The organism is Rossellomorea sp. GAMAL-10_SWC, assembly GCF_049568075.1.
Lineage (GTDB): Bacteria > Bacillota > Bacilli > Bacillales > Bacillaceae_G > Gottfriedia.
In genome coordinates this window covers 4824319-4850226 of the sequence record NZ_CP144911.1, presented here as the reverse complement: position 1 = coordinate 4850226, position 25908 = coordinate 4824319, and the positions used below count along the sequence as shown (strand labels likewise).

The 25908-nt window shown below is 34.9% G+C and carries 15 protein-coding genes and 2 other RNA genes; 5 read left to right on the top strand and 12 right to left on the bottom strand.

Annotated elements, in window-relative coordinates:
• Positions 1–158: 158 nt before the first annotated feature.
• On the top strand, positions 159–1586 hold the full coding sequence (locus V5E38_RS23395; RefSeq protein ID WP_499211629.1) for an alanine/glycine:cation symporter family protein: 1428 nt from the start codon (positions 159–161) through the stop codon (positions 1584–1586).
• A 247-nt stretch (positions 1587–1833) separates the two neighbouring features.
• Here the strand turns inward: V5E38_RS23395 and V5E38_RS23390 are convergent, their stop codons facing one another.
• Positions 1834–2592: an SDR family oxidoreductase gene (locus V5E38_RS23390; protein WP_499211628.1), complete on the bottom strand. Its 759-nt coding sequence runs from the start codon at positions 2590–2592 to the stop codon at positions 1834–1836.
• A gap of 29 nt (positions 2593–2621) precedes the next feature.
• Complete coding sequence (locus V5E38_RS23385; protein WP_499213632.1) at positions 2622–4064, bottom strand: DHA2 family efflux MFS transporter permease subunit; 1443 nt, start codon at positions 4062–4064, stop codon at positions 2622–2624.
• A gap of 273 nt (positions 4065–4337) precedes the next feature.
• Between V5E38_RS23385 and V5E38_RS23380 the strand changes: the two genes are divergently transcribed.
• Together V5E38_RS23380 and V5E38_RS23375 are read left to right on the top strand one after the other, a co-directional pair.
• A complete protein-coding gene (locus V5E38_RS23380; RefSeq protein WP_499211627.1) occupies positions 4338–4931 on the top strand; it encodes a TetR/AcrR family transcriptional regulator in 594 nt (197 codons plus the stop codon).
• Between the two features lie 370 nt (positions 4932–5301).
• Positions 5302–6522, top strand: coding sequence for a helix-turn-helix domain-containing protein (locus V5E38_RS23375; protein ID WP_499211626.1), 1221 nt, complete (start codon positions 5302–5304; stop codon positions 6520–6522).
• Positions 6523–7003: 481 nt separating this feature from the next.
• Here V5E38_RS23375 and V5E38_RS23370 read toward each other — a convergent pair whose 3' ends face one another.
• The 6 genes from V5E38_RS23370 to V5E38_RS23345 form a co-directional block, all read right to left on the bottom strand.
• Positions 7004–15529, bottom strand: coding sequence for an InlB B-repeat-containing protein (locus V5E38_RS23370; RefSeq protein WP_499211625.1), 8526 nt, complete (start codon positions 15527–15529; stop codon positions 7004–7006).
• A 634-nt stretch (positions 15530–16163) separates the two neighbouring features.
• Positions 16164–16521, bottom strand: a transfer-messenger RNA (tmRNA) gene (ssrA, locus tag V5E38_RS23365).
• A gap of 506 nt (positions 16522–17027) precedes the next feature.
• Positions 17028–17385, bottom strand: a transfer-messenger RNA (tmRNA) gene (gene ssrA / locus V5E38_RS23360).
• 215 nt (positions 17386–17600) lie between these two features.
• The gene (smpB, locus tag V5E38_RS23355; protein WP_056469927.1) at positions 17601–18068 is read right to left on the bottom strand and encodes an SsrA-binding protein SmpB; all 468 of its coding nucleotides are present in this window, start codon (positions 18066–18068) and stop codon (positions 17601–17603) included.
• 94 nt (positions 18069–18162) lie between these two features.
• A complete protein-coding gene (gene rnr / locus V5E38_RS23350; RefSeq protein ID WP_499211624.1) occupies positions 18163–20619 on the bottom strand; it encodes a ribonuclease R family protein in 2457 nt (818 codons plus the stop codon).
• A gap of 66 nt (positions 20620–20685) precedes the next feature.
• A complete protein-coding gene (locus V5E38_RS23345) occupies positions 20686–21426 on the bottom strand; it encodes an alpha/beta hydrolase (protein WP_499211623.1) in 741 nt (246 codons plus the stop codon).
• Positions 21427–21703: 277 nt separating this feature from the next.
• Between V5E38_RS23345 and V5E38_RS23340 the strand changes: the two genes are divergently transcribed.
• Positions 21704–22195, top strand: a complete 492-nt coding sequence (locus V5E38_RS23340; RefSeq protein WP_335483835.1) for a DinB family protein — start codon at positions 21704–21706, stop codon at positions 22193–22195.
• A 136-nt stretch (positions 22196–22331) separates the two neighbouring features.
• Here the strand turns inward: V5E38_RS23340 and secG are convergent, their stop codons facing one another.
• From secG to V5E38_RS23325, 3 genes are all read right to left on the bottom strand, one after another.
• Entirely contained in the window at positions 22332–22565 is a 234-nt protein-coding gene (gene secG / locus V5E38_RS23335; protein ID WP_025569105.1) for a preprotein translocase subunit SecG, read from the bottom strand.
• An 84-nt stretch (positions 22566–22649) separates the two neighbouring features.
• Positions 22650–23579, bottom strand: coding sequence for an alpha/beta fold hydrolase domain-containing protein (locus V5E38_RS23330; RefSeq protein ID WP_499211622.1), 930 nt, complete (start codon positions 23577–23579; stop codon positions 22650–22652).
• Positions 23572–23793 carry a hypothetical protein gene (locus tag V5E38_RS23325; protein WP_098428546.1) on the bottom strand — a complete coding sequence of 74 codons (222 nt, stop codon included), beginning with the start codon at positions 23791–23793 and terminating at the stop codon, positions 23572–23574. Before V5E38_RS23325 ends, V5E38_RS23330 begins: the two co-directional genes overlap by 8 nt.
• 207 nt (positions 23794–24000) lie before the next feature.
• Here V5E38_RS23325 and V5E38_RS23320 point away from each other — a divergent pair, with 207 nt between their 5' ends.
• Entirely contained in the window at positions 24001–24561 is a 561-nt protein-coding gene (locus tag V5E38_RS23320) for a DUF2238 domain-containing protein (protein ID WP_499211621.1), read from the top strand.
• Positions 24562–24653: 92 nt separating this feature from the next.
• Here the strand turns inward: V5E38_RS23320 and V5E38_RS23315 are convergent, their stop codons facing one another.
• Positions 24654–25904 carry an MFS transporter gene (locus V5E38_RS23315; protein WP_499211620.1) on the bottom strand — a complete coding sequence of 417 codons (1251 nt, stop codon included), beginning with the start codon at positions 25902–25904 and terminating at the stop codon, positions 24654–24656.
• Positions 25905–25908: the final 4 nt, after the last annotated feature.

The following is a 25908-nucleotide window of genomic DNA, read 5'->3' as shown; positions in this document are numbered from 1 at the left end:
ACTTACTTTTTTAATCTTTTTTTAATGTTGCCTTTTTTTTTAATTGATTAAACATTTAAAAAAAACGTTGCCTTCAACGACAGAATAATTTATTATTACACTTTGAAGTCAAAATTAACGAATAATTTTACGAATATTCATACAAAGGAGAGGGATTCATGACAGATTTGATTACAGTACTCAACGACTATTTATGGGCTAAATTAATTGTTATTTTATTAGTTGCAATTGGCCTATTTTTAACGGTTTATTTAGGATTTATTCAGTTTAAATTCTTACCTGAAATGATTCGATTATTAGTTGATGGACGAAACAGAGACAAAGACAAAAAGACTGTTTCTTCATTACAAGCATTTATGATCGGAATGGCTGCTCGTATTGGTACCGGGAATATTGCCGGTGTTGCAACAGCAGTGGCATTAGGTGGACCAGGTGCAGTTTTTTGGATGTGGTTAATGGCATTAATTGGTTCAGCTTCAGCATTTGTAGAAAGTACTTTGGCTCAGCTTTATAAAGTGAAAGATGGTTCTTCATGGCGTGGTGGACCTGCTTATTATATGGAAAAAGCCTTAGGTAATCGAAAGCTTGGTGTTATTTTTAGTATTTTAATTACTTTATCTTTTGGTCTTATTTTTAACGCAGTACAAGCAAACACGATTGCTGCTTCTATTAATAATGAATTTGGCGTAAATACAAAAACAACTGCGATTGTACTTGCTATTATTACAGCATTAATTATTTTTGGTGGTGTCCATTCAGTTGCAAAATTCTCAACTGTTTTAGTGCCGATCAAGGCTGGTGTATACATTATTCTAGCTTTATGGGTAATGTTTTCAAATTTCCATATTTTACCGGATGTATTTGGTGCAATTTTCTCTGAAGGAATTTTTTCGTTTAAACAAATGTTTGGCGGTGTCATGGGTGCTGCAGTTCTTCATGGAATTCGTCGTGGATTATTCTCAAACGAAGCTGGTATGGGTTCAGCTCCAAACGCAGCTGCAACAGCTGACGTTACTCACCCTATAAAACAAGGTTTAATTCAAGCATTAGGTGTAATTGTCGATACATTTATCATCTGTTCATCTACAGCTATGATCGTATTAGTTTCAGGCGTTTATAAAACATCTGAACTATCAGGTATTCCTTTAACACAGGAATCTTTACGTGTAAGTCTAGGTGATTTTGCTGCAACATTCGTTTCAATTTCAGTATTCTTATTTGCATTAAGTACAATTATGGGTAACTATTACTACGGTGAATCAAATATTAGCTTCATGAAGCATTCGAAAAAATCAATTTACCTATACCGTTTTGCTGTAATTGGAATGGTATTATTCGGAGCTTTATATAGTGCTGATTTAATTTGGTCTTTAGCAGATATTTTCATGGGATTAATGGTATTAGTTAATCTTTACGCAATTACGCGTTTAGCTAAAGTTGTAAAAGCTTTATTAAAAGATTATGTTTCTCAAAAGAAACAAGGATTGGATCCAGTTTTCTCTGCTGATAAAATCGAAAACTTACCAGGTCGTGATCAGTTAGAGGCTTGGGTTGATGAGAAGGACTCTAAGAAACAGATTGGATAATATGGTCCTTCGAAAACCCTTCATCTTTAAAAGATGAGGGGTTTTCTTTTTACTGTTTACGCATAAAAAAACCACCAACAACAAACTGGTGGTTTTAGATTATTTTTAAACTTATATACTCCAATTTGCCATAAAAAACACCCCTTAAATTCAGTGTTGCCCAACGGAGGGCTTTTTCAACATCTACTTTAAGGGGTGCAATCTAATATCACGACGGTCTTTACTCATCATTATCCAATTTATTAAATTAGAACGCAGTCCAACCTGCATCTCCAGTAATAACAGTTCCATTAACAAAGCTCGATTCATCAGAAGCAAGAAATAGCGCAATGGCTGCAATTTCTTCCGGTTTACCAACTCTTGGATTTACTCCTAATCCTGCTTGAATACGTCCCATACCAAATTGATTAATATTCGTCATGGAAGAACCGATATTTGTTTCAACTCCACCTGGGGCGATGGCATTGCAACGGATCCCTTTCGTTGCATACATGAAACCAGTATTCTTAGAAAAACCAACTACCGCATGCTTAGAAGCCGTATAAGCAGCTCCAGCTCTAGCACCTTGAAGTCCACCTGCCGAAGCTACATTAACTATAACTCCACTTTGTTTCTCTAAGAAAATCGGTAAGACTTTTCGAGTTGCACGCATTACACTTGTAGTATTGACAGCAAAAATTCTTTCCCATTTGTCATCTTCAATATCACCAGCAGGTTCGAAATTATCCATAATCCCTGCATTATTTACTAAAATGTCTACTGTTTCAAAAGTATTTACTGCTGTATTAATTAGATTTTGAATATCTTCTTCTTTTGCAACGTTTGCCATAACAGCTATAGCATCTCCGCCATTTGATCTGATTTCTTCAACTGTAGCATTTGCTGCTTCTATATTAATATCTGATACGATAACTTTTGCACCTTCATTTGCATATAGGACAGCAATGGCTTTCCCCATTCCCGAACCTGCTCCAGTTACTACTGCTACTTTGTCTTGAAGTCTCATATCCATTCCTCCAATTAAATTGTTAGTATTTATGCTTTTACTGTTACTTTCTTTAATTGAGCTGTATTCTGTACAGAAGATGCTTGTTTAACCTTCTTAATAAAGAAGGAAAGTAGTAATCCTAAAATTCCAATTCCAACAATTACAAGATATGCGTCATTAATCCCTTGGATGGATGCTTCTTTAATTAATTGCGCTTGTGTTAAACCTTTAGTAGCTGCAGTAGGAATTAAATCTTGTAAATGCGTTTTTGTGCGGTCCGTCATAACTGTAACAAGTAGCGACGTACCAACAGCACCTGCAACTTGTCGAATTGTATTTGTTATGGCTGTTCCATGTGCATTCAATTCTTTTGGTAATTGATTTAAACCAGCTGTTTGGATTGGCATCATCATTAAAGCCATACCGATTCGGCGTCCTGTTGACATAAGAACCAGATAAGTATAACTAGTTGAATCAGTTAAGTTAGTAAATCCAATTGTTGTGGCAACAGTTATGATCATTCCGGCAATAGCAAGCCACTTTGCACCGACGCGGTCAAATAGTTTACCAGTAACTGGCATTAAAAAGCCCATTACTAGTGCACCTGGAAGTAGTAGAAGTCCTGACTCGACCGGTGTATAACCACGAATATTTTGTAGATATAGTGGCAGTAACATCATATCTGCATACATCACCATTGTTACTGCGATATTAATAATTGTTGTTAAAGTGAACATATTAAACTTGAATGATCTCAAATCAAGTAGTGGATTTTTAGATACCAATTGTCTCCATGCGAAGAGTACAAGTGATAAGACTCCTACAACAATCGTACTAATTACCTCTGAATCCTTCCAACCTAATGTTCCAGCTCGGCTGAAGCCATAAAGCATTGCCCCGAAACCAATTGTAGATAAAGTAACGCTAAGAATATCAAATTTAGTGATGATTCGATCTGATACGTTACGTAAATAAATGAATCCTAGTACGATTACAATAACGGCAAATGGAATCATTCCATAAAACATCGTTTCCCATTTGTAATTCTCCATAACGTAACCTGCAAGTGTAGGACCAATTGCTGGAGCGAAAATAATCGCAAGCCCAACCATCCCCATTGCTCCTCCACGTTTTTCTGGAGGAAATAGTGTCAAAATAACGTTCGTAAGTAGTGGCATAATAATACCAGCACCTGCTGCCTGAATTAAGCGCCCCGTTAATAGTACAGGAAAATCGGTCGCAATAGCCGATACAATTGTTCCTGCTAAAAAGATTATCATTGAAGCTTGGAAAAGTTCACGAGTAGTGAAACGTTGCATTAAATATGCTGTAATCGGAATTAATACACCATTTACAAGCATGTATCCTGTTGTTAACCATTGTGCTGTTGCTGCCTTGATATGAAAATCAACCATTAGCTCAGGAATGGCAACACTCATAAGCGTTTGATTTAATGTCGCAAGGAAAGCACCTAAAATCAAAATAAACATAATAGGTCCTTTTTTTATCGAATGTGTGTCTGAAACAGAAATTTTACTCAATCCCCCATCAATCCTTTCTCTCTTTATATTGGACTTAATTTACAAAGTGTTTAATAATTAACATGTTATAAATTACATTATAAATAGATAGCTAATTCTTACAACCGACAATATTTCTAGAAATGTTTTGTAGTTATCACTCTTTTTAATTCTGTAGTTCATTCCGAACATAATAAACACATCTGGAATAATTGTAAATTTCAATGAGAAAGGTGATTTCATTTGAAGGAAGGTACAAAAAAACGAGTAGATCCTCGAATTACTCGTACACGTCAATTAATTAAGGATGCTTTTATCGAATTACTTGAGGAAATGGAAATAAGTAAAATAACGGTTAACCGGATAGCGGAACGAGCAACGGTCAATCGAGTTACATTTTATCTACATTATCGTGACATACAGGATATGTTAGAAAATATGGCGCAGGAAATGGGTAAAGAGATCGAACAAATTTTAAGAAGGTCAGAAATAAATACTAAATCAATGGAAGAAATCGATTCGTTGATGCTCTTAAACTTGCTTGAACATATAGCTGAGAATGCTAAGTTCTATAAAGTTGTTCTTGCTTCAACTCAAACACCAATCTTTACTCAGCAATTATTAGATATCATTACTGAAACAATTACAAAAAGAAGAGAAATTGATTCCTTACACGTTAAAATGGATATTCAAAGGGATATTATTATTTGGTACGGTTCTTCTGCACTAATAGGAACGATTGTATCTTGGTTAAGAAACGACATGCCCTATACACCTCATTTTCTTGCTAAACAGTTATCTTTACTTTTTAGAATTGGAAATAAGGTAGAAAAATAAAGTGCATATCAAGGTTGAACACTTGATTGGGGGTAACAAAGTCATCGTTCTGACTATGTTACCCCCAATTGAACAGTGAACATTTGATAAAGTTGAGAACTCGGTTGATCTATTGTACTTTCTAGTTGTATAGTATTAAATCGATAAATGGAAATATTAGTAATGTCATTCGAAAATTAATAAATAACTTCACTAATTACGCTCAATCCTGTGGAAATCCTATCCATATTTCATTTTTCCTTAATATATCTTTAAGTATTACTTCACACTGCATACCGGTATTCTAAATATACTAATTTTGTTGTTAAATGTAGAATTTTAGTATTAGGTACTATTTTTTAACATCCTGCAATGGGAGGAGGACTTAGTTATGTATGAAGGAAAAATTATTAAATTTTATCGAGAAAAATACAAACTAACACAAGAACAATTAGGAAAAAATATTTGCTCCGTTACCCATATAAGTAAAATAGAATGTGGCCAAACAAAGTACGCACCTGAAATTATAAATTTATTATCAAAAAGACTTGGTATTGATATGGAATTAGAAGTAGCTAGTTTTATGAATATCAAACAGCGTCTACTTCACTGGCACGATGTAATCATCATGCAGTTATCTGAAGAGATGAACCAAATAAACTATGAGTTTGAAATGGAAGAATTAATCCAAATCTCTGAGTATCATGACATGTATCAGTTACTAAGAGCAAAGTATTTTCTTACGTATAATAAATGTTCCGAGGCATTTAAAATCATCAAAAAAATTCAAAAAAAAGAAGATAAATTAGCTCCATATGAACAAAATTTATTAAAGCATATTTTAGGAATATATTATTTAGCAAGACAAGAATTTACTAAAGTAATCCAAATTCTAAAGTCAATCGATAACACAGTTTACAAAAACCCCGAATATTATTACCATTTAGCAGTTGCTTATCATACGATTAGTGCACCTGTTTTAGCTTATTATTATGCAGAAAAATCTCATCTATTTTTTAAACAAATCAATAACTATCTTCGAGTGATTGACGCTGAAATGTTAATGATTATTCAAGTACAAGGAGACACTTTAGAAGAAGAAATAATTAATCGTTTTAAGAATTTGATTAGGAGCTGCGAACTCTGTAATACTCCTGATCGTAAGGCTAAAGTTTTGCATAATTTAGCATATGCATATTACAGAGGTAAAAACTTTAAAGAAGCAAGTAAATATTATAAAGCTTCTATGTCACTAAAAGATACCGAGTGTTCAGCCTATTTACTTTCTTTAGAAGGTTATATTCGAAGTTCTTATGAAAGTAATTCATTTAAATTGGAAGAGCTTATCCAAGAAGCAGAAGTTGGTCTTTTCACTGCAAAAAAGAATAGTTACACTCTATACGTTCATTTATTTAAACTTTTAATTTATTTACTAAAGTCGAAAGAAAAAGAATACTATCATTATTTAAATAATCGAGCATTACCTATGTTTATAAAATATGGATTTACATTTTTAACAGAGCGCTCTAAGAAGGAATTATTTAACTATTATTCGAGAATGAATTTAAATGTACAAGCAATGGAAATAGCACAGCTAATCGTAAACAACTAAATTTCTGGAGCAATTCAGAACTTTTTTAGAATTTTTCATACTGCACTTTTATATAAATACAACTTTACTATGATAAAAAAAGACAAGAATACTTAAATTGTATTATTGTCTTTTTTCTTATTAAGAGAAAGACTCTGTAAAAGGCTTAATTCGAATGAAACATCCTTTTTAAATTTTATTTAATAGTTACTTGATATGCTACATTACAGCTCTTATTACCCGCTTTATCAACGACATATTAAGTAATAACCAACTTTTTGTATGCTCACCGTAACTGTAAATTTCCCTTTAAAATCTGCTTTTCCTAATCTGATTACAAAAAAAAGAAGACAAGAAATACAAAATTGTATTCTTGTCTTTAATTATTTTTAAGGGAAAGTTTTTAATTGAAAAAAGCTGATCTAATCATTTTATTTTCAAAAAGGGTGTTTAACCACCCTTTTTGACTTAGGAGTAATTTGTACTGCTTGTTATTTCATTTTTATCGTTTGATTGAAATTACGCTTGACCAGTCGCTATAGATTTTTTTCGATCCAACAATTTTGAATGAACGGACTTTGTAATAGTAAGTTTTACCTTTACTTAATCCATTATTTGTGTAAGACGTCGATTTAACATCGCTTAAGTGAGTATATGAACCTGTTTTTGATGTTGATTTAACAATTTCATAACCTGCTGCGCCAGACACGCTTGACCACGTTAATTTCACAGAAGATGTACCGCTCTTTGTCGCTTTACCGTTTGACGGTTTACCTGGTATTGCTTCCCATTTCGCGTATATCATCGTGTTTTCTGTAACGTGATCCTTCGCAAAGTTCCAAGCTACTTTACCTGTAGCATCTTTATACCAGCCAAGGAATACATAGCCTTTTCTTGTTGGTGATGCTGGTTGGCTAATTGTTGAATTATAATTCACTGTTACAGTAGCCACTGAACTTCCACCAATACTGTTAAATTTAACAGTATACGTGTTAATGTTCCATTTTGCATATAATGTGATATTGCTTGTTAACTTAACCGTTGAACCAACTGGTGTTTTTAACGTTTCATCTGTAAACCATCCAACAAATGTATAACCTGTTCTTGTTGGTTTTGGTAAATTAATCACACTATCATAATTTGCAGTTTTGTCAGCCACTTGACTGCCGCCATTGCTATTATAGTGAATCGTGTAAGAGTTAATACTCCATTTTGCATATAATGTGATATCGCTTGTTAATCTAACACTTGAACCAACTGATGTCTTTAACGCTGCATCTGTATACCATCCAACAAATGTATAACCTGTTCTTGTTGGTTTTGGTAAATCAATCACACTATCATAATTTGCAGTTTTGTCAGCCACTTGACTGCCGCCATTGCTATTATAGTGAATCGTGTAAGAGTTAATACTCCACTTCGCATATAGGATCATATCATCTGATACTTTATCAGTTTCAAAGTTCCAAGCCGTTTTACCTTCTGCATCTTTATACCAACCTTGGAACGTATAGCCTGTTCTTGTTGGTTTTGGAGCATCAAGTAATGAGTTGAATTCAGCCTTAACTGACATTACAAGTCCAGCATCTTGTGTATTATAAATGACAGTGTATTTAGCTGGTTTCCATGTTCCGTAAAGTGTTTTTGCAGAGTAAACTGAAGTTGTGAAATCCCAAGGAATTGTGCAATCTTCATCTGTAAACCATTTTAATTCGTACCCATGTACTGTTGGTTCTGTGATACGACGTACTACGATTTGGTCTTTTACTTCGAATGGTGCCTTTTCACCTTTTACGACATAGTGAATATTGTATCCATTCACGATTTTTTGTTTCACTGTTACATCTGCATAATCTTTTGCACTAATACTGATAATGTAATCACCTAATTTTTTGAAGACGCTCTGATCAATTGTCAGTGTGCCGTGCATTGCATCGATTTTATATGACGTTGGATCAATAACTGAACCTGCAACTTTGATGCTTGAAATCGCATTTGCCCATTCCTTATCACTGAATTCTAGTGTGATATCATTCCCTAAAGCATTATCGCTTGAATCTGGTGTTACTATTGATGTTGCTAATGCATATTTTGCATAAAGCTTAATTGGTTTTGTTACAACACTTGTGAAATCAAATGGTGTTGTTAGCGCTTCGTCACTGTACCATCCCATAAACTTATAACCAGCTTTTGATGGTTCTGTTGGTATTGTTACACGTGAGTCAACGATTTGTGAGTCAATTGAATCGCCACCGTTTGATTCAAATGTTACTGTATAACCAATTATTTGGTCAGTAACGCTTGCATCCAAATAGCCCTCAGATGAAATTGTTACATTTACTTTTTGTCCAGCTGTAAATAATGATTTATCAAGTATAATCGAACCTTTATGAGTACCTGAATCATACGTCATTTTATAATCAGTATTTAACACTAAATCTTTTGAACCAATGCTTACTTTCTTGATATTTTTACTCCAAGTACCGTCATCTGCAAATGGTAATGTAATATCACTTCCAACAATATTCCCAACTACATCTTTTGTTACTTGCGGAGGTGTTTTAACCCAGATGATGTAGTAAGTTTCATTCTCTTTAATCGGTTTACTATCACCCGCTGTCGCCATTGGTATATCATTGCCAGTTGTTCCAGCAGCATCCCAATAAAGCTTCGGCATCATTGAAAGTGTACCATTTGTAATTTTTTGTGCTGCTGATGCCATATCAATACCACTTATTTTTCCAGCAGCTAGTACGTCATTGAAAATTGCTCCTTGTCCAGTTTTTACAGTACCTCCATTTAAATCAATGTGTCGGCGATAGCCTAGCTTCACATTTGGAATTTGAACTGTTTCGCCTGTTTTAGAAGTTACTGTCAATTGATAGCCAGTGGTAGCTGGTGATTGACTAAATGCAAACTTTTCAGTTGGATGAGCTGTTGCATAAGCTTCTGTCGCAGTCGTAAATGTTAACGTACCATTACCGTCTCCACGATCTACTAAATCATACGTACTCGAATCTAAAGTGTACGTAGTTGTTGTTGTTTCAAATGTTCCGTCTGCTTTTGCTTTATAATATGTTGCATCAATTTTAGCAATATCGTTCTTGTTCGTTAACCATGGAATAGTAGTTTTATAATCTGGCAAGTTAATTTGAACTGGACCCTCACCAAGTACCATACCACCTAATTTTGCCCCTTCTGGATTCTTCTTATCAAGAGGAGAATAGTTTTGTGTAAAATTCACTGTCCATTTTGCAGCAACTTTTATATCTCCTGTTAAGATTGTATTTGAATCCCATGAAGTTGTTAAAGCATTCGTAATTGGATCGACATTATACCAACCAACAAATGCATAACCTGATTTTACCGGAAGCGGGTTGCTGTTTGATCCATTACTTGAAATTAACAAACCTTGACTACCATACCTAGTTCGGTTTGGTCTCATCCCCACAGCGATTGTATCAAGAGCATTTCCACCTTTTGTATCAAACGTAATGCCGTATCCGATTGGTTGGGCAGCAGCACCTGATGATGAGTCTGCACCAATCGATACAGTTGGATAGATTGTGCCATCTAAACCAGTTGAATTGATTTCAAATTTATATTGCTGAGGCAAATAATTTGCTCCACCTGGATTAATTGCTACATTATATGTTGTGAAATTAGTCGGATTTAATGTTGCATCAGTTTTAAATAAATCAGCTTTAAACGTAATTTGTCCTGATTGACTGATATCGTAATAAGGATTACCATTACCATCCTTCAAATTCGTAATATCTAAACCTGTTGTAAAACCAGCTGTTTTGACAACGATTTTATTGATTCCTTTACGCCAATTTTCATCGTCAGCAAACGAATAATTAAACGTAATGTCTTTTCCAATATGAGCTTTAGTTGGATCAGTTACCATTGGAATTGTAGGTGTTGGAATTGGCACTGAAGCAATTGTAAAGCTATTAGTTACTGGAGCATATCCATCGGCCGTGATTCGAACAGTATACGTTCCAGTCGTATTAAATACTGAACCGTTTAAACTTACTTTAGCCGGTACATAAGTTACACCTTTCTGTGGATCGAAATAAACATATCCAGCTGAGATCGAAACAGCTTTATTTGTTGAATTTGGAACCATTGCATTCGTGATGTCAGTGTAATTACCGCTAATACCTAATTCAACCTTTGTAATTGCGTTTCTCCACACAGTATCATCTAAAAATACATTGCTCGTTGGTATTAATGAAACCGACGAACCATTTTTCAAATCTTGTAAAGTTGGTAATTGTGTAACTGATGTCTTTTGCGTTGGACCTGCAAAATTCAGCTTTCTCATGACTTCCTTCAATCCATCATCTTTCGTTAATGTAATTGAACCACCATATTGTGTTGAAATCGTTTGATCTTGATCAACTTTAAGCTGTGGTACTGAAACTGTTTTACCAGCGTCGATTGCACTTTGATTTTGTTTACCAAAGTTCTTAAAAATGAAATAGAAATCATTATAGTCAAGTCCATAACCTATAGTTCCTGGTTTAATCCAGTTAATATCTGCACTTCTATTAGCATTTAAATAAGCCGTTTTGCTAGCTAAAGTAGCCAATACTGGATTATTTGTTGAAATAAGATTTTTGTAATTATAATAAGCAGTTATTTCAGCAATTAAATCTTTCATATCAATCACTTCATCGCCATTTACATCTCCACCAAGTAAATTAGGTGTATCCATGTCTGCGAAATCAAAGTAACTTCCTGATTGAAAACCGTATCTGCTATTCCCGATAACTGGTGTTTTTTGATAGCCTTTAAAATGACCTGGCATATACGTTTCAACTGAATATGGTTTATCGCTAGCCTTCGCCGTAATTGAATACGTGCCAGCATTATTACCATAATATTGAATTGTGTTTGTGTTACTCGTTGGATTATCAGTTACATAACTGTTGTTATCAGCATCTTTCAACGTAACCTTGGCACCTGAATCAATCGTAATATTTGCAAGGCTACCGCTCAGATTGTTTACTTGGAAGCTTTCTGCAAATAGACCGCCTGTAATTTGAGAAATCGGGTTTTTTAGATACGCGATATTCGTGTCGAAAGCAGGGACTACTGTGTCTTTACTATCGATTACCAAGCTAGATTTAGGAACAGACCATTCTTCATCTAAAGGACCAACATAAGCTTCTCCATCTGTATAAGTCAAATCTGCTTCAAGAATCTTCATATCTTGGTCAAGCGCACCAGTATTAGAAATACCAGAAATTGTAATATCTGTTGATTCTCTGCCTGTATAATCATCAATATATGGCTGACCAACTGTTAGTGTAGGTGTAATTCCTTTACTTTCTAAATATTGTTTATATTCATCAGAAAGCTTAATATTAGAGAATTTCAGCGTACGACGAGTATCAAGTGTAAATTGACCACCTGTCATACCTTTACCATTTTTCGTAGTGATTGCTACTTTGAAAGGTTTATTTGGTTCAACGATTAACTTGCCTTTACTTTCTTGCTCTGGATCTACACCACCTGAAGATGTTACTGTTACATATGGTGATCCTTTTTTAATAAAATAATATTTTTTCTTAGTTGATAATAAGTCACCTGCTCCAGCATAGTCGCTAGGATAGAACCAGAATTTAGTTCCTTTAGATGTAACCTCATCAGATGTAATTCCAAAATGGAATCGACCATCCGCATCAGTTTTAAATATTCTCGTTACAAATGGACCAGGTTGATAAGCCCAGACCATGTTCTGCCCTTGATTTACAGGTGCAGGTTTACCAGTATCGTAATCTTTCAACGAAGTTTCGCCATTATTTTTCATAACGTCGATACCTGAATCATAAACTGTACCATCAAACCCTTTAATCTCTTGTCCTGGCTGGTATCCTGTAGGATCGATTTCATAAATACCAGGCTGTGAATTACTATCCATCTTAATTGTAGGAGCTTGGTAGTCTACATAAAGTGTATCTTCTTTCGTGTATTGTTTTCCATCACTATCAGTCGCGATCATCTCAACTGAATAAGCTCCTTCTTTAATTGCAACTGGCGTCGTTGCAATTCCAGAATTATCTAGAGAGCCTTCATATGGTTTTGTAAATGGAAGATATAGTCCATTCCTAAGCATTGGTATCGGACCGTAAATAATCCCTGGACCTGCGCTACTAATACTTGAAGCATTTTGAACGATTCCTAAATATTTTCCATCTTTATCTTTCAATAGAAGATAGACGCTATCCATTGCACCATTAACAGAAAATCTATATCCAGAACCAGGTTGTCCGCCATTATTTGGATTATAGTTTCCTGTATATCGCTCTGTCATCGTAAACGCCTTAATGTCTACTCCAAAATCAATCCCTTTATTTGCAATCGTAATTGTGAAAGGAATTCGATAGCTTTCAGTCGGATCAGTAGCATTTACTATATGAATATACCCTTCATACGTTCCGTCTAATGCGTTTGGTGGAACAGTGATTTTCGCAGTTGTTTTCACTGTGTTTCCACCATTAACCGTAATTGAATTTACAGTCGAACCACCATTTGAAAACGCAATCTTGACATCATTCCCTGTACCAGGACCAACATTATTAGACCCAGCAAATTTCGTAGAAATAAATTCTGTACTTAAGTTAAACGTTTTGTTTCCAGTTCCTTGATTAACAACATTAAAATCTTTTGTCTGAATAACATCATCAGAGCCTTTAGGAGCTCCTTCCCCTCTACCTTTAAAGCCAAAGAACATGCTTCCAGTAATGTTATCGATTTGTTTTACAACCGTTTCACCTGAATCAGTTGTTCCAAGTGTATTTGTTTTATCTAACACTTGGACTTTAATATCCGAATGAACTGCTCGAACCGGATCAACACGCCCTGCGCCAACTTGGTATACACTATATGTTTTTGAATCTGTATTTACATCTTTTGCTGTATTCATTAACGCCGTTTTTACATCTGCTGGTGTGTAATCAGGATGTGCAGCTAAAACAAGTGCCGAAATTCCTGCAACATGAGGTGCTGCCATTGATGTACCTGACATTGATTGATATGCATATTTATAATCTTTATTACTATTTGGTTCCCACACATCGTATGGTTGCGTTGACCAAATGTCGACACCAGGTGCCACTACGTCTGGTTTAATACTCCAATCTTTTACTGGTCCTGTTGAGCTGAAGCCAGCCAATTCGTCAGGGTTTTTGTCGATTGGTTTATCAAGTATCATCGGGAATGTAATCTTTGCGTTCCCTGGATCCACTTTGATTGCATCAACAAGTGCTTGACCTTGTGCTTGTGTAATTGATACAGAATATATATTATCAGTGCTTATCCCTAAGAAGTTTGGATTATAACCTTGTGTGTCTGCGTCAGCTTGATTATTCCAAATAATCATACCTTTTGCGCCGGATTTTTTCGCATTGGCCATTTTTGTATTTAAGGTATCTCCTCCGCGTTTAACAAGGGCGATTTTTCCACTCATATCTTTTCCGTCATATTCCGATGGGGTTCCTAAGCCAACATCAACGATTGGTAAAGATAGTCCTTTGAATGCATCATCCGCATCTGCAAAATTTTTCCCAAATAAACGTGCTTGGTAAGGCGTGTTACCGAATTTTAACGTTTGAACAGGAATTTGTTCTGGAACTGTACTAGCACCAACAGTGATTGCAAGCGCTGAAGTTCCTGGTGAACCAACTGTCGATACACCTGGTCCTGCATTTCCTGCAGAGACTGAACAGATTACCCCTTGTAACGTTGCATTGTTAAGCGCAATACTAGTTGGGTAAAATGGATCATTATTCAAAGAACCAAGAGATAAGTTAATGACATCCATTTTATCTTTCACTGATTGTTCAATTCCACTTAGTACTGAATAAGATGATCCATGTCCAGCAGGCCCTAGTACGCGGTATCCGTGAAGCTCAACATCTGGTGCAACCCCGTTAGCAGAAAAAATGTCACTATTATTTGTCGTACTAGCTGCAATCGTTCCTGATACGTGTGTACCATGTTCCGTAATATAGTCTTTATAATTTGCAGATATTGAACCAGGATCTTTCTTCCTTGCAGCTTCCCAATCTGGATAAATTGTTTCCATTGCATCATGATCATCAACATAAACTTCGTTTCCATCCGAATCGACTACAGTATTGATAAAATCGTGACCTTCATATACTTTTCCATTTTCATCATGTGTTACTTTATATAAATCAGGGTGATTATAATCAATACCTGTGTCAAGAACACCAACTTTAACTCTTTGACCTTTACGTGGACCTGACAAGAATTTCCCTGTATTACCTTCTGCTTGTAGTTTATCTATCCCTAAATGTGAAAGAGCTGCAGTTGGTTTTCCAGCAGAAGTACTCTCAGAAGTTGTAGCTGTTTCACCATTTGAAGGTGTTCCTTCATCTACTGTATATGTTGTAAATGACCATATAGAAGCTACTTCAGGTTGGTTTGCAATCTTTTCAACCATACTTGCTGGAATCGATAACGCAACCCCGTTAAATGCATCCGTATATTCTCTTGTAATTCTTGCGTCAGTCGAAACTTCTTTACCACCAACGATTTGTTTACTAGGCTGTGTATTTACAAATGCTTTAAATTTTGCGTGTGCATCAGCAACCTTTTGTTTTGCGTCCGAGTAGTCAGCTGCAAATGTTTGAGCATTTGCACTACCTTTCGCAAGTGATTGCTTTATTATTTGAATCTTTGCTGGATCCACTTTGAATTGAACGATTACATCTATATTTTTCCCACTTTTTAAATCTTTCTGGTCGACGTGGTTTTTCTGTGAATTATCTGCCCCGGTAAGCTTATTGATGCTAGCTTTTTGTTCAGGTGTCAATCCAGCTAAAATGCGATTAACTTCATCCGCTGTAAATTTTCCATCAGATGCGCTTTTTTGATCGACATTCGATTCTGCATGTGCATGTATAATACTTTGAGGTAATACGACATTTAGTAACATAGCACCACTTAATGCAACAGCCGATATCTTTCGTTTATTTTTTCTCTTTTTCATGTTTTCCCCCCATTTTAAGTCGTCTTGGTGATTAACTAGTAGAAATATTAAATAACATTACAAAATGTTAAATAATATCTGTAAATTAATAATACTTTAAAAAATTCGCAAACTAAATTGGGGTAATTTGCAGTAATACGATGTCGAAAAATGACCAAAATCGACTGTTTTCGATGTGGAATTTTAAGAATATTGACATTTTTCCGTCGAAATCAGTCTTTTTACTCATTATTTTTAGTTCAAAGGACCTAAACCCCCAGTAATATAGACGATTCGAAAGACTAACATAAAAACAGTCAAATTTGGGGGATTTTTAACTTTTCTCTAAAAATTTTATTTTTTCAAAAAAATATTTCCATCATTTTCATCATTAGATATTACTAATTTGGGGGATTTTTAACTATTCTCTAAAGAAATTAATTTTGTTTTAAAAAAATTCTGTCATTTATATTTCCAATCATTACAAGTTACTAATGAGATATAAAGTCGTTTTAAATTTATGCTGTAAATAATTATATAAAAACCTCTACGTTTACAAATTCAGATAAAACTAGAACAAAACTTGTATCAAAAAAAGAAAAACCTCTTAAATTCACTATTTTTAAACATAAAAAAACCACCAAACAATATGTATTGGTGGAGACGGTGGGAGTCGAACCCACGTCCAAGAATATCGGCACTTAAGCTTCTACGAGCGTAGTCACTGTATTAGAATTTCGCATACCATTCGGCCCAATGACAGGCTTCCTGATAGCTAGTCTGATTAATCTCTTCCATTCCCCTCAGACGGCGAGGTCCGGCGTAGCCCACTAATGAGTGAACCCCTCTAAGCTATGCACATGGGCGATACATAGGAGGAGCCTTTAGTGCAATTAAGCAGCTAAAGAGAAATTGTTGTTTTTGCCAGTTATTGGCTTTTGCGTTTTAACGAGGCCGACCCCTCGACTCGCAACTTAAGCTCGAACTACCCCTGTCGAATCCGTAACGTCCCCATATAAAATGCTCCCAGAACTTATTCAGATCTGTTCGCTATGAGTGACTTACGAAGCATAAAGCAAAAGGCTTCATAATATATAAACACTGCACATCGTGCTCTTTTGTGTTGGATTAACTTACAAACTTATTATAGCATAACTATTTGAAGTTGCTATTAACAATTGTTTCTAATACATTAGTTTGGTTACCAAAGCTTCAACAATTATCCATTTTGATTTTTTATATCTAACTTCCAAACATTCAATTCCTTCCTCTAGCTTGACCCCATCATAATCAGCATTCATGACATTTACCATCTCTTTAACTTACTAAATGATAGATCAAGATCGTTTATCATTATCTGTATTAATGTACAAAGAATATACCGTATTTAATAAAACTATAAAAAACAGCATTATCCTCCTAAAATAAAAAAAACCTTTTAAACATTGATACCCCAGTGTTTAAGAGGTTTTAATAATCCCTATTTTTAACCATAAAAAAACCACCAAACAATATGTATTGGTGGAGACGGTGGGAGTCGAACCCACGTCCAAGAATATCGGCACTTAAGCTTCTACGAGCGTAGTCACTGTATTAGAATTTCGCATACCATTTGGCCCAATGACAGGCTTCCTGATAGCTAGTCTGATTAATCTCTTCCATTCCCCTCAGACGGCGAGGTCCGGCGTAGCCCACTAATGAGTGAACCCCTCTAAGCTATGCACATGGGCGATACATAGGAGGAGCCTTTAGTGCAATTAAGCAGCTAAAGAGAAATTGTTGTTTTTGCCAGTTATTGGCTTTTGCGTTTTAACGAGGCCGACCCCTCGACTCGCGACTTAAGCTCGAACTACCCCTGTCGAATCCGTAACGTCCCCATATAAAATGCTCCCAGAACTTATTCAGATCTGTTCGCTATGAGTGACTTACGAAGCATAAAGCAAAAGGCTTCATAATCTATAAACACTGCACATCGTGCTCGTTTGTGTTGCTGATTAACTTACAAACTTATTATAGCATAATGTGTCCAACTTGCAATTAACAATTGTTTCTAAAAGTAAAACAGAATTCCAATGCTTCAACAATTATCCAATTAGATTCGCTGACGATCCCTGAATGCACGTTCCACTTCACGTTTTGCTTCTTTTTTCTTTAAATCATCACGTTTATCGTATTGTTTCTTACCTTTACCTAATCCAAGTAATAGCTTAGCATAGCCATTTTTTAAATAGATTTTTAAAGGTACTAATGTATAACCAGTTTCCTTTGTATAACCGATTAACTTCACGATTTCTCTATTATGTAATAATAATTTTCTAGTACGTAGCGGTTCGTGATTGTAACGATTACCTTGTTCATATGGACTAATATGCATATTATGTAGCCATACTTCTCCGCCCTGAACACGAGCAAAGGAATCCTTTAAATTAGCTTTTCCAGCACGTAATGATTTTATTTCAGTACCTTGTAATACGATTCCTGTTTCATATGTTTCTTCGATAAAGTAATCATGATACGCTTTTTTATTTTGAGCAATTACTTTCCCTTCACCTTTTGGCATAAATAACACCTCTCTATCTTTACTTATTTTACCATAATGCAACCTAAAATAGTCAATAAAGCAGTGGACAAGATGTCCACTGCTTTTATGTTTACTATCGTTTTTTATTACCTTTTGCTACTTTTTCGTAAAAAGGTTTGTTCTTTTTGCTTTTACTTTTACTTTTCGTTGGATTAAAACGATCATCGCGTTTATTTCTCGATGATTTACCACCACGTCCGCTTTCTCTCTCTTCATTTCGTGGTGAACTATCTCCTCGTGAACTATCTCCTCGTCTTCCACGAGAACGACCACTGCGAGAGCTGTCTCCATTTCGATCTGATGAAGAACCTCTTCCGCGTCCACCTCGTCCTCTACCGCCACCAGAGCCACCGCCAAGATTTACCGGCCCTTTACCGCCGCTTCTACGAGGTTTATTCGATTTCATGCCAACAATTTCAAAATCGATTGCTCGTTCTTCTTTATTAACATTCACTACTCGAACTGATACTTCATCACCGATTCTGAAAATTTTCCCTGTTCTTTCACCAATCATCGCGTAAGTACGCTCGTCATAGTTATAGTAGTCATCTGATAAATCAGCAACTCGAACTAATCCTTCAATTGTATTTGGCAGTTCAATAAACATACCGAAATTTGTAACAGAGCTGATAATACCTTCATACTCTTCACCAATTTTATCAAGCATGTACTCTGCTTTTTTCAAATCATCAGTTTCTCTTTCTGCTTCAACAGAGCGACGCTCCATGTTGGATGCATGTTCAGCGATTGCAGGTAATTTATCATCCCATTCACGTTTTGTCTCATTATCCATTTTTCCTTCGATTAAATATTTACGAATTAATCGATGAACAATTAAATCCGGATATCGACGAATCGGTGAAGTGAAATGAGTATAATACTCCGCTGCTAATCCAAAGTGGCCAAGATTATCAGCCTCGTATTTCGCTTGTTTCATTGAACGAAGCATAACTGTTGAAATGACAGTTTCCTCTGGTTGCCCATGAACCATATCTAGAACTTGTTGCAACGCTCTCGGGTGAATTTCATTTCCAGCACCTTTTACTGTATAGCCAAATGATGCAATAAATTCAAAGAATCGTTGTAATTTTTCTTCTTTTGGATCCTCATGAACACGATACATGAATGGTACATTTAGCCAATGAAAATGCTCTGCTACTGTTTCATTCGCTACAAGCATAAATTCTTCAATTAGTTTTTCTGCAGTTGAGCGCTCACGAATAACGACATCAGTTGGGTGACCTTCTTCATCAACTAATACTTTTGATTCTTTAAAATCAAAATCGATTGCCCCACGAGTCATACGTCTATTACGTAATATTTTCGCTAACTTAGCCATTTCCTCAAACATTGGGACTAATGGTTCGTAACGTTCACGTAATTCAGCATCTTGCTCATCCAATAGTTTATTTACATCGCTATATGTCATTCGTTCAGTTGTTTTAATGATACTTTCAAAAATTTCATGCTTAACAACTTCACCTTTTTGGTCAATTTCCATTTCACATGAAAGTGTAAATCGATTTACTTTTGGATTTAATGAACAAATACCATTGGATAAACGATGTGGAATCATCGGTATAACTCGGTCAACTAAGTAAATACTTGTTCCACGATCATGTGCTTCTTGGTCAATCGGTGAGCTATCCGTCACATAGTATGAAACGTCTGCAATATGTACCCCTAACTTGTAATGACCATTTTCAAGCGCTGTTACTGTAACGGCATCATCTAAGTCCTTTGCATCTGCTCCATCTATCGTTACAATTTGTTCATCACGAAGATCGCGACGAGTGCCAATAGCTGATTCATCAATCTCATCCGGTACAGCATTCGCTTGATCCATTACTTCCTTAGGAAATTCTTGAGGTAAATCAAACTTATGAATAACCGATAGAATATCAACACCAGGATCATTTTTATGTCCTAGTACTTGGACTACAATACCCTCTGCATTTTTCCCATTCTCAGGAAACTGAGTAAGTTCTACAACAACTTTGTGACCTTCTACAGCACCTTGAGAATTACTCTTTGTAATAAAAATATCACTTCCGAATCGTTTATCATCAGGAATAACGAAACCGAAACTTTTCTGAGCTTGGTATGTACCTACCATTTTCGTTTGACCACGCTCAACAATTTTTACAATTGTCCCTTCTCTACGTGCATCACTTTTTTCTTTTGTAATACGAGCTAAAACGATGTCTCCATGTAAAGCGCCATTTAAATCTGACGGTGAAATAAATACATCTTCTGCTCCTGCTTCTTCTGGAATGACAAATGCAAAGCCTTTCGCATGGCCAGTTAATTTACCTCTAACTAAATTAGATTGATCAGGTAAACTGTATTTATTATTTCTAGAACGTACAATATAACCCTCATCTTCTAGAATAACGAGCGTTTTTACTACTTCTCGAAAGTCACTTGCATCAGTCAACTCCATAGCCTCTTCTATCCCTTGAATATTTAAAGGCTTATAATCTTCACTTTTCATCAATTCCAATAATTTTTCTTTCCATTGTTGATTCATACTTTTCCCTCCTTTTTCTTACTGGTTAAGGGTATTTAATTTAAGTTTGTCCAGAAATATTTCATTCTACCATTCCAATTCATTAAGAAATGCTAGCACATCCTCATGTAACATGTCTTTTTCCTGTCCAAGTGTAATAACATGTGTTGAATTTTCGTACCACTTTAATTTTTTCTGATCAGATTGCACTTCATTATAAATAATATTTGCGCTGTCAGTATTAATCATCTCGTCTACAGTAGATTGTACGACAAACGTTGGTGCATATACTGTATCTACATTTTCACGCACTTCTTTTATTAAACCTTGAAGAGCTTTTAATGTATTCATCGGAGTTTTTTTAAACTCTTCCATTTCTACTTCAATTTGTTCAGGAGATTTCCCTTCACGTTTTTTAAACTCTCTTGTGTAAGCTAAAACACCTTCATACATAATTTCTTCACTTTTTATGTACATCGGCGAACACATTGTGACAATACCATTCAAAGGAACAGTATAACCTAGCTTAAGTGCAAATACTCCACCTAAAGATAAACCTACCGCTGCAATTTTTTGATGTCCTTTATCCTTAAGAAGTTGATAAGCTTCCATTACATCCATCCACCAGTCCTCTGGTCCCGTATGAACAAGCTCATCTGGTGGTACACCATGCCCTTTATAGTGCGGTGCATGGCAAGTATAACCTTGTTTTTCTAAAAAACGGCCAAGCATTCGAACATCCGCAGAATGTCCTGTAAATCCATGTAATAATAAAACTGCTCGATCTCCACCTTCAAACGTAAATGGCTTCGGCATTGTTACTCTCATATATACTCACTCCAAAACTTTTCTATCCATTTTTTCTTTCGTTACTTTTATATTATCTATAAATGATTTTGTTTATTTAAATTAATAATCGATATCTTCAATATAAATAATAAACAATAATATTTAACTAATTTTACGTAAAGAAATTGTTCTTTTATTTTACCTTTCAATTGAATAATTTACCAATAAACAGTTTTTTTAATTAACTAGTTATGATTTAATGAAAGGTGTGGTAATAATAATGTTGGTCATTTACCCAACAAAAGGAGGATACGTTATGTTTAATAATGTTGAAGAATTTATTACTGAATGGAAAATGGAAGAAGCAAGCACAATCAAATTACTAAATGCTATGACAGATGAATCACTAGATCAATCAATTGGTGAAGATTTTAGCTCTTTGGGAGAATTAGCTTGGCATATAACTACAGCAATTAAAGCGATCATTTCACAATCAGGATTGCAATTCGAAGCATCTATGAGCAAGGAAGAGATGCCTGCAACTGCAAAGGAAATTACCGAAAAATACGCAGAAGCTAGTAAAGCTATGATTGAAGCAGCACAAAAAGAATGGAAAGAAAAAGATTTAAATCAAATCATTAACGCTTTTGGATTCCTTGAAATGCCGATCCATGCATTACTTCGCATGGCAATTTCACATCAAACGCATCACCGTGGCCAAATGACTGTATTAATGCGTCAAGCTGGACTTGCAATTCCAGGTATGTACGGTCCAAGTAAAGAAGAATGGGCTGCAATGAAAGGTTAATATTTAAGATATTGTCTACATACTAAAATACAGCCGAAAAACTGGCTGTATTTTTTTAATCATTAAGAAAAATATCTTCCTATCGAAGAGAAATGTTTAGCAAAATAAAAAGCCACCCTTTTAGGTAGCTTGTTTATTACAGTTTAAAATATGTTACAGCAATCGTTAGAATGAAGAATAAAACTGCTACAACAACTGTTATTCTTTGTAAAACTAGTTCAAAACCACGAGCTTTTTGCTTGCCAAACAGTTGCTCAGCACCACCAGATATCGCTCCTGATAGGCCGTTACTTTTACTAGATTGAAGTAAAACTAAAACAATCATAAGTACTGAAACAATAATTAAAAGTACAGATAAAAACGTATGCATTTCTTCACCTCCACAGTAAAGTACTGTTACTTCCTATTCTACTATGAAGAATACTATACTTCAATATGAGAGTACAACACTTATTTAATGATTTAAGATCGTTTCTTCTATCCAAGTTTTCACATCTTGATGGACTTCATCTTTATTTGTTTCATGAAGCATCTCATGACGACCTTCTTCATATAATTTTAACTGTACATTTGTACATCCGATATCTTTATATAGCCCATAAACCTTCTTTACACCTTCACCATTTTGACCAACTGGATCTTTATCTCCAGAAAAAATATAAATTGGCAATGAGGTTGGTGTCTTCCTTATTTCCTCTTTACGATGTATAATTCCGATCCCTTTCAATAATTCGCGATAATAACTTGAAGAACAAATAAAACCACAAAATGGATCTTTTATATAGCGATCAATCTCAGCTTCATCTCTTGTTAACCAATCATATTTTGTTTTAGGAAACTTAAAATGATTATTGAAGTTTCCAAACGTTAAAAAGTCTAAAATTTTACTTCTCTTATTGGCACCAATCAAAAATGCCTCTGCACTTGAAATAAAGACGCCTAATTTTCTTAGTATTCCTGGATCATATCCAGTTCCAGAAATAATTAGCCCATCGTATAGTCCTCCATTTAATTGAACTACTCGTCTGCTCAAATAAGATCCCATACTATGTCCAAAAAGAATTAAAGGGATATCTTTTAGTTCTTTCCCAATCATCTTACTTATAAAAATGATATCTTTAGCAACTTCATCCCAGCCAATTTCTTCACCAAAAAAACCTAAATCATCTTCGAGCGCAGCAGTTTTCCCGTGACCTCTTTGATCATGAATAAAGACTGCAAACTGATTATGAACTAAATATTCAATAAACTTATCATAAGCTCCACCATGCTCTGCCATTCCATGTACAATTTGAATCACAGCAATTGGTTCAGCAGGAATATATTTTCGCAAATAGATTTTTGTTCGATCCTTCGCCGAAATTAATCCTTCCCAATTATTCATTTTTATGCCCCTTCATCTCATATGTTGTAAAAGATACTAATAAGAAAAAACAAGTGAAATAGATTATTTCTAATCGTATGTATTTAAATGTAAATTCATCACCTAATAATCTCCAAAAAACAATTACTATTGAAACAATAACAATAATAAATGGAAGTAAATATGTTTTTATAGTATACCAAATATAATCTTTTAAGTATGCGAAAAAGTTCATAATTATCCTCCCAACTAATTGCCACTCATATCCACAATTTAATACTAATCTAGATTCCCTAATTCTTCAGCTTAATTTTTAACAATTTTTCATCAATTTTATGAACTTTTTATGTCAAAGTTAAGCTAATTTTTTTGGATTTTAACTAAACATGTTATGTATTGATGTTTGAATTGAGATAAAAACAGAATGAATGGGGGATTCGAAATGAAAAAAGGCATTCAAACAATTTTAAGCATTGTCTTTGCAATTGTAATGCTTGTCTTGTTCGTCATTTTCTTCATGAAAGACGATTCTTATCGGTATCCAATCGCACTAGGTGGCTTTGTTTGTGCACTCGTGCCTCTCATATTAGATAAGTTTTTTAAAATTCGATTTGCATTTCCTTTTATTCTCTCTTATTTTGCTTTTTTAATAGGGTCCCTATGTCTTGGTTCAATGCTAAGATTCTATAGTTTAGGCTGGTGGGATATGTTTTTACATTTTCTAAGCGGCACGCTAGTCGCGTTTTTAGCAATTGATTTAATGGGAAAATTGACAACCAAACAGTCTCGAAGTGAAATGTCCGCTGGATTCATTTTTCTATTTGTATTTTCATTTGGCGTATTTTGTGGAGCCTTATGGGAAATTTGGGAATTCAGTAGCGACCAATTTTTCGGAACTAATACTCAAGGCGGCGGTAATTTTGATACGATGACAGATCTAATCGCAGACTCAATTGGAGCACTCATTATCGCAATTGGGTTTGCTAGTAGATCGAAAAAATAAATAAAAGTATTTTAATAGATAATAAGGAACTATAGTATAAAAAAACCTGATTACTCTATATGAATAATCAGGTTTCATATTTTAAATAAAATTTATGACTTCATTTCTACTACAACATTCTTCATAATCTTGAACATTGGTAGCATAATGATGATTCCAATAATGAATAATAATGCTGATACTTGATAAATAGAGACTAAAGAAAAATGCTCCTTTAAAATTCCTGCCAAGCTCATTGTAATGACCATAGCTCCCATAAATAATGGTGTTAATATACCGTTTACCCTGCCTACAAACTTTTCATCTGTATTTTTTAAGATGATTGTATTAATACCGATGTGCAATGCAGGCATAAATAGTCCGATAAAGAATTCAGCAACAAGCGTTAACCAGAATATCTCAGACCAACCTATTACAAATATTCCAATTGCATTGACCGCCATGCCGATTAATAATAATACATGCGGTGCCAACTTATTCGATATGAGCATTATTAGGCCACCACCTATAATCATAGCCGCTCCGTTTGCAGCGAATATCCATTGTAAATATTCCTTATCTAATCCCAGTCGTTCAGTTACTAAAAAAATAGCTAGAGGATGAATAAGACCTATACCTAATCCTGCCGCTGCAAATACTCCACCTAAATAGACGAGAATTTTTCGAGACCAAACGTATTTGAATCCTAACTTCATCTCTTCCAATAACGATGTTGTATTTTCTGCCTTTTCTTCTTCTTCATCTTTAGGTAATCTTGTTAATACTAAAGCTGACATAAGAAAAGCAATACCTACGATTCCCATCGAAACATGCATTCCAGCTTGTTGAAATACGAATGTACCTAATACTGGACCTAAAATCATAAACACTGCCATCATCGTTTGAAAGATAGACATACCTGCTTGCATTTGCTCACCTGGTACATGAACTTTAAATAATTTCATATTGGAAGGCTGAGAAAACTGGGACAAGATTGCTGAAACTAATGTAGCAAAAAATACAAACTTCCAAGTTCCATATAATAGTGCTAACAAAATAACAAATATAGACACAGCACTTAAAAGATCGCACCAAATCATTGTTCGCTTTGGCTTCCAACGATCGGCAAAAGTTCCACCGATAAAAGAAAAAATAAAAATCGGCGCAAATTCAGCAACTGAAATCAGTGATACGGCAGTTGCATCACCATTCGTCTTTTCCACAACAAATAATAAGATTGCAAAATTACGAATCCAAATACCAACTTGAATAAACAAACCTGCTGAAAGAATCGTTTGGATAAAAGGATTTTTTAACAAAGAAGCCATTGAAGGATTTGAAGCTGTTGGAGTAGTTTTAGACATTTTT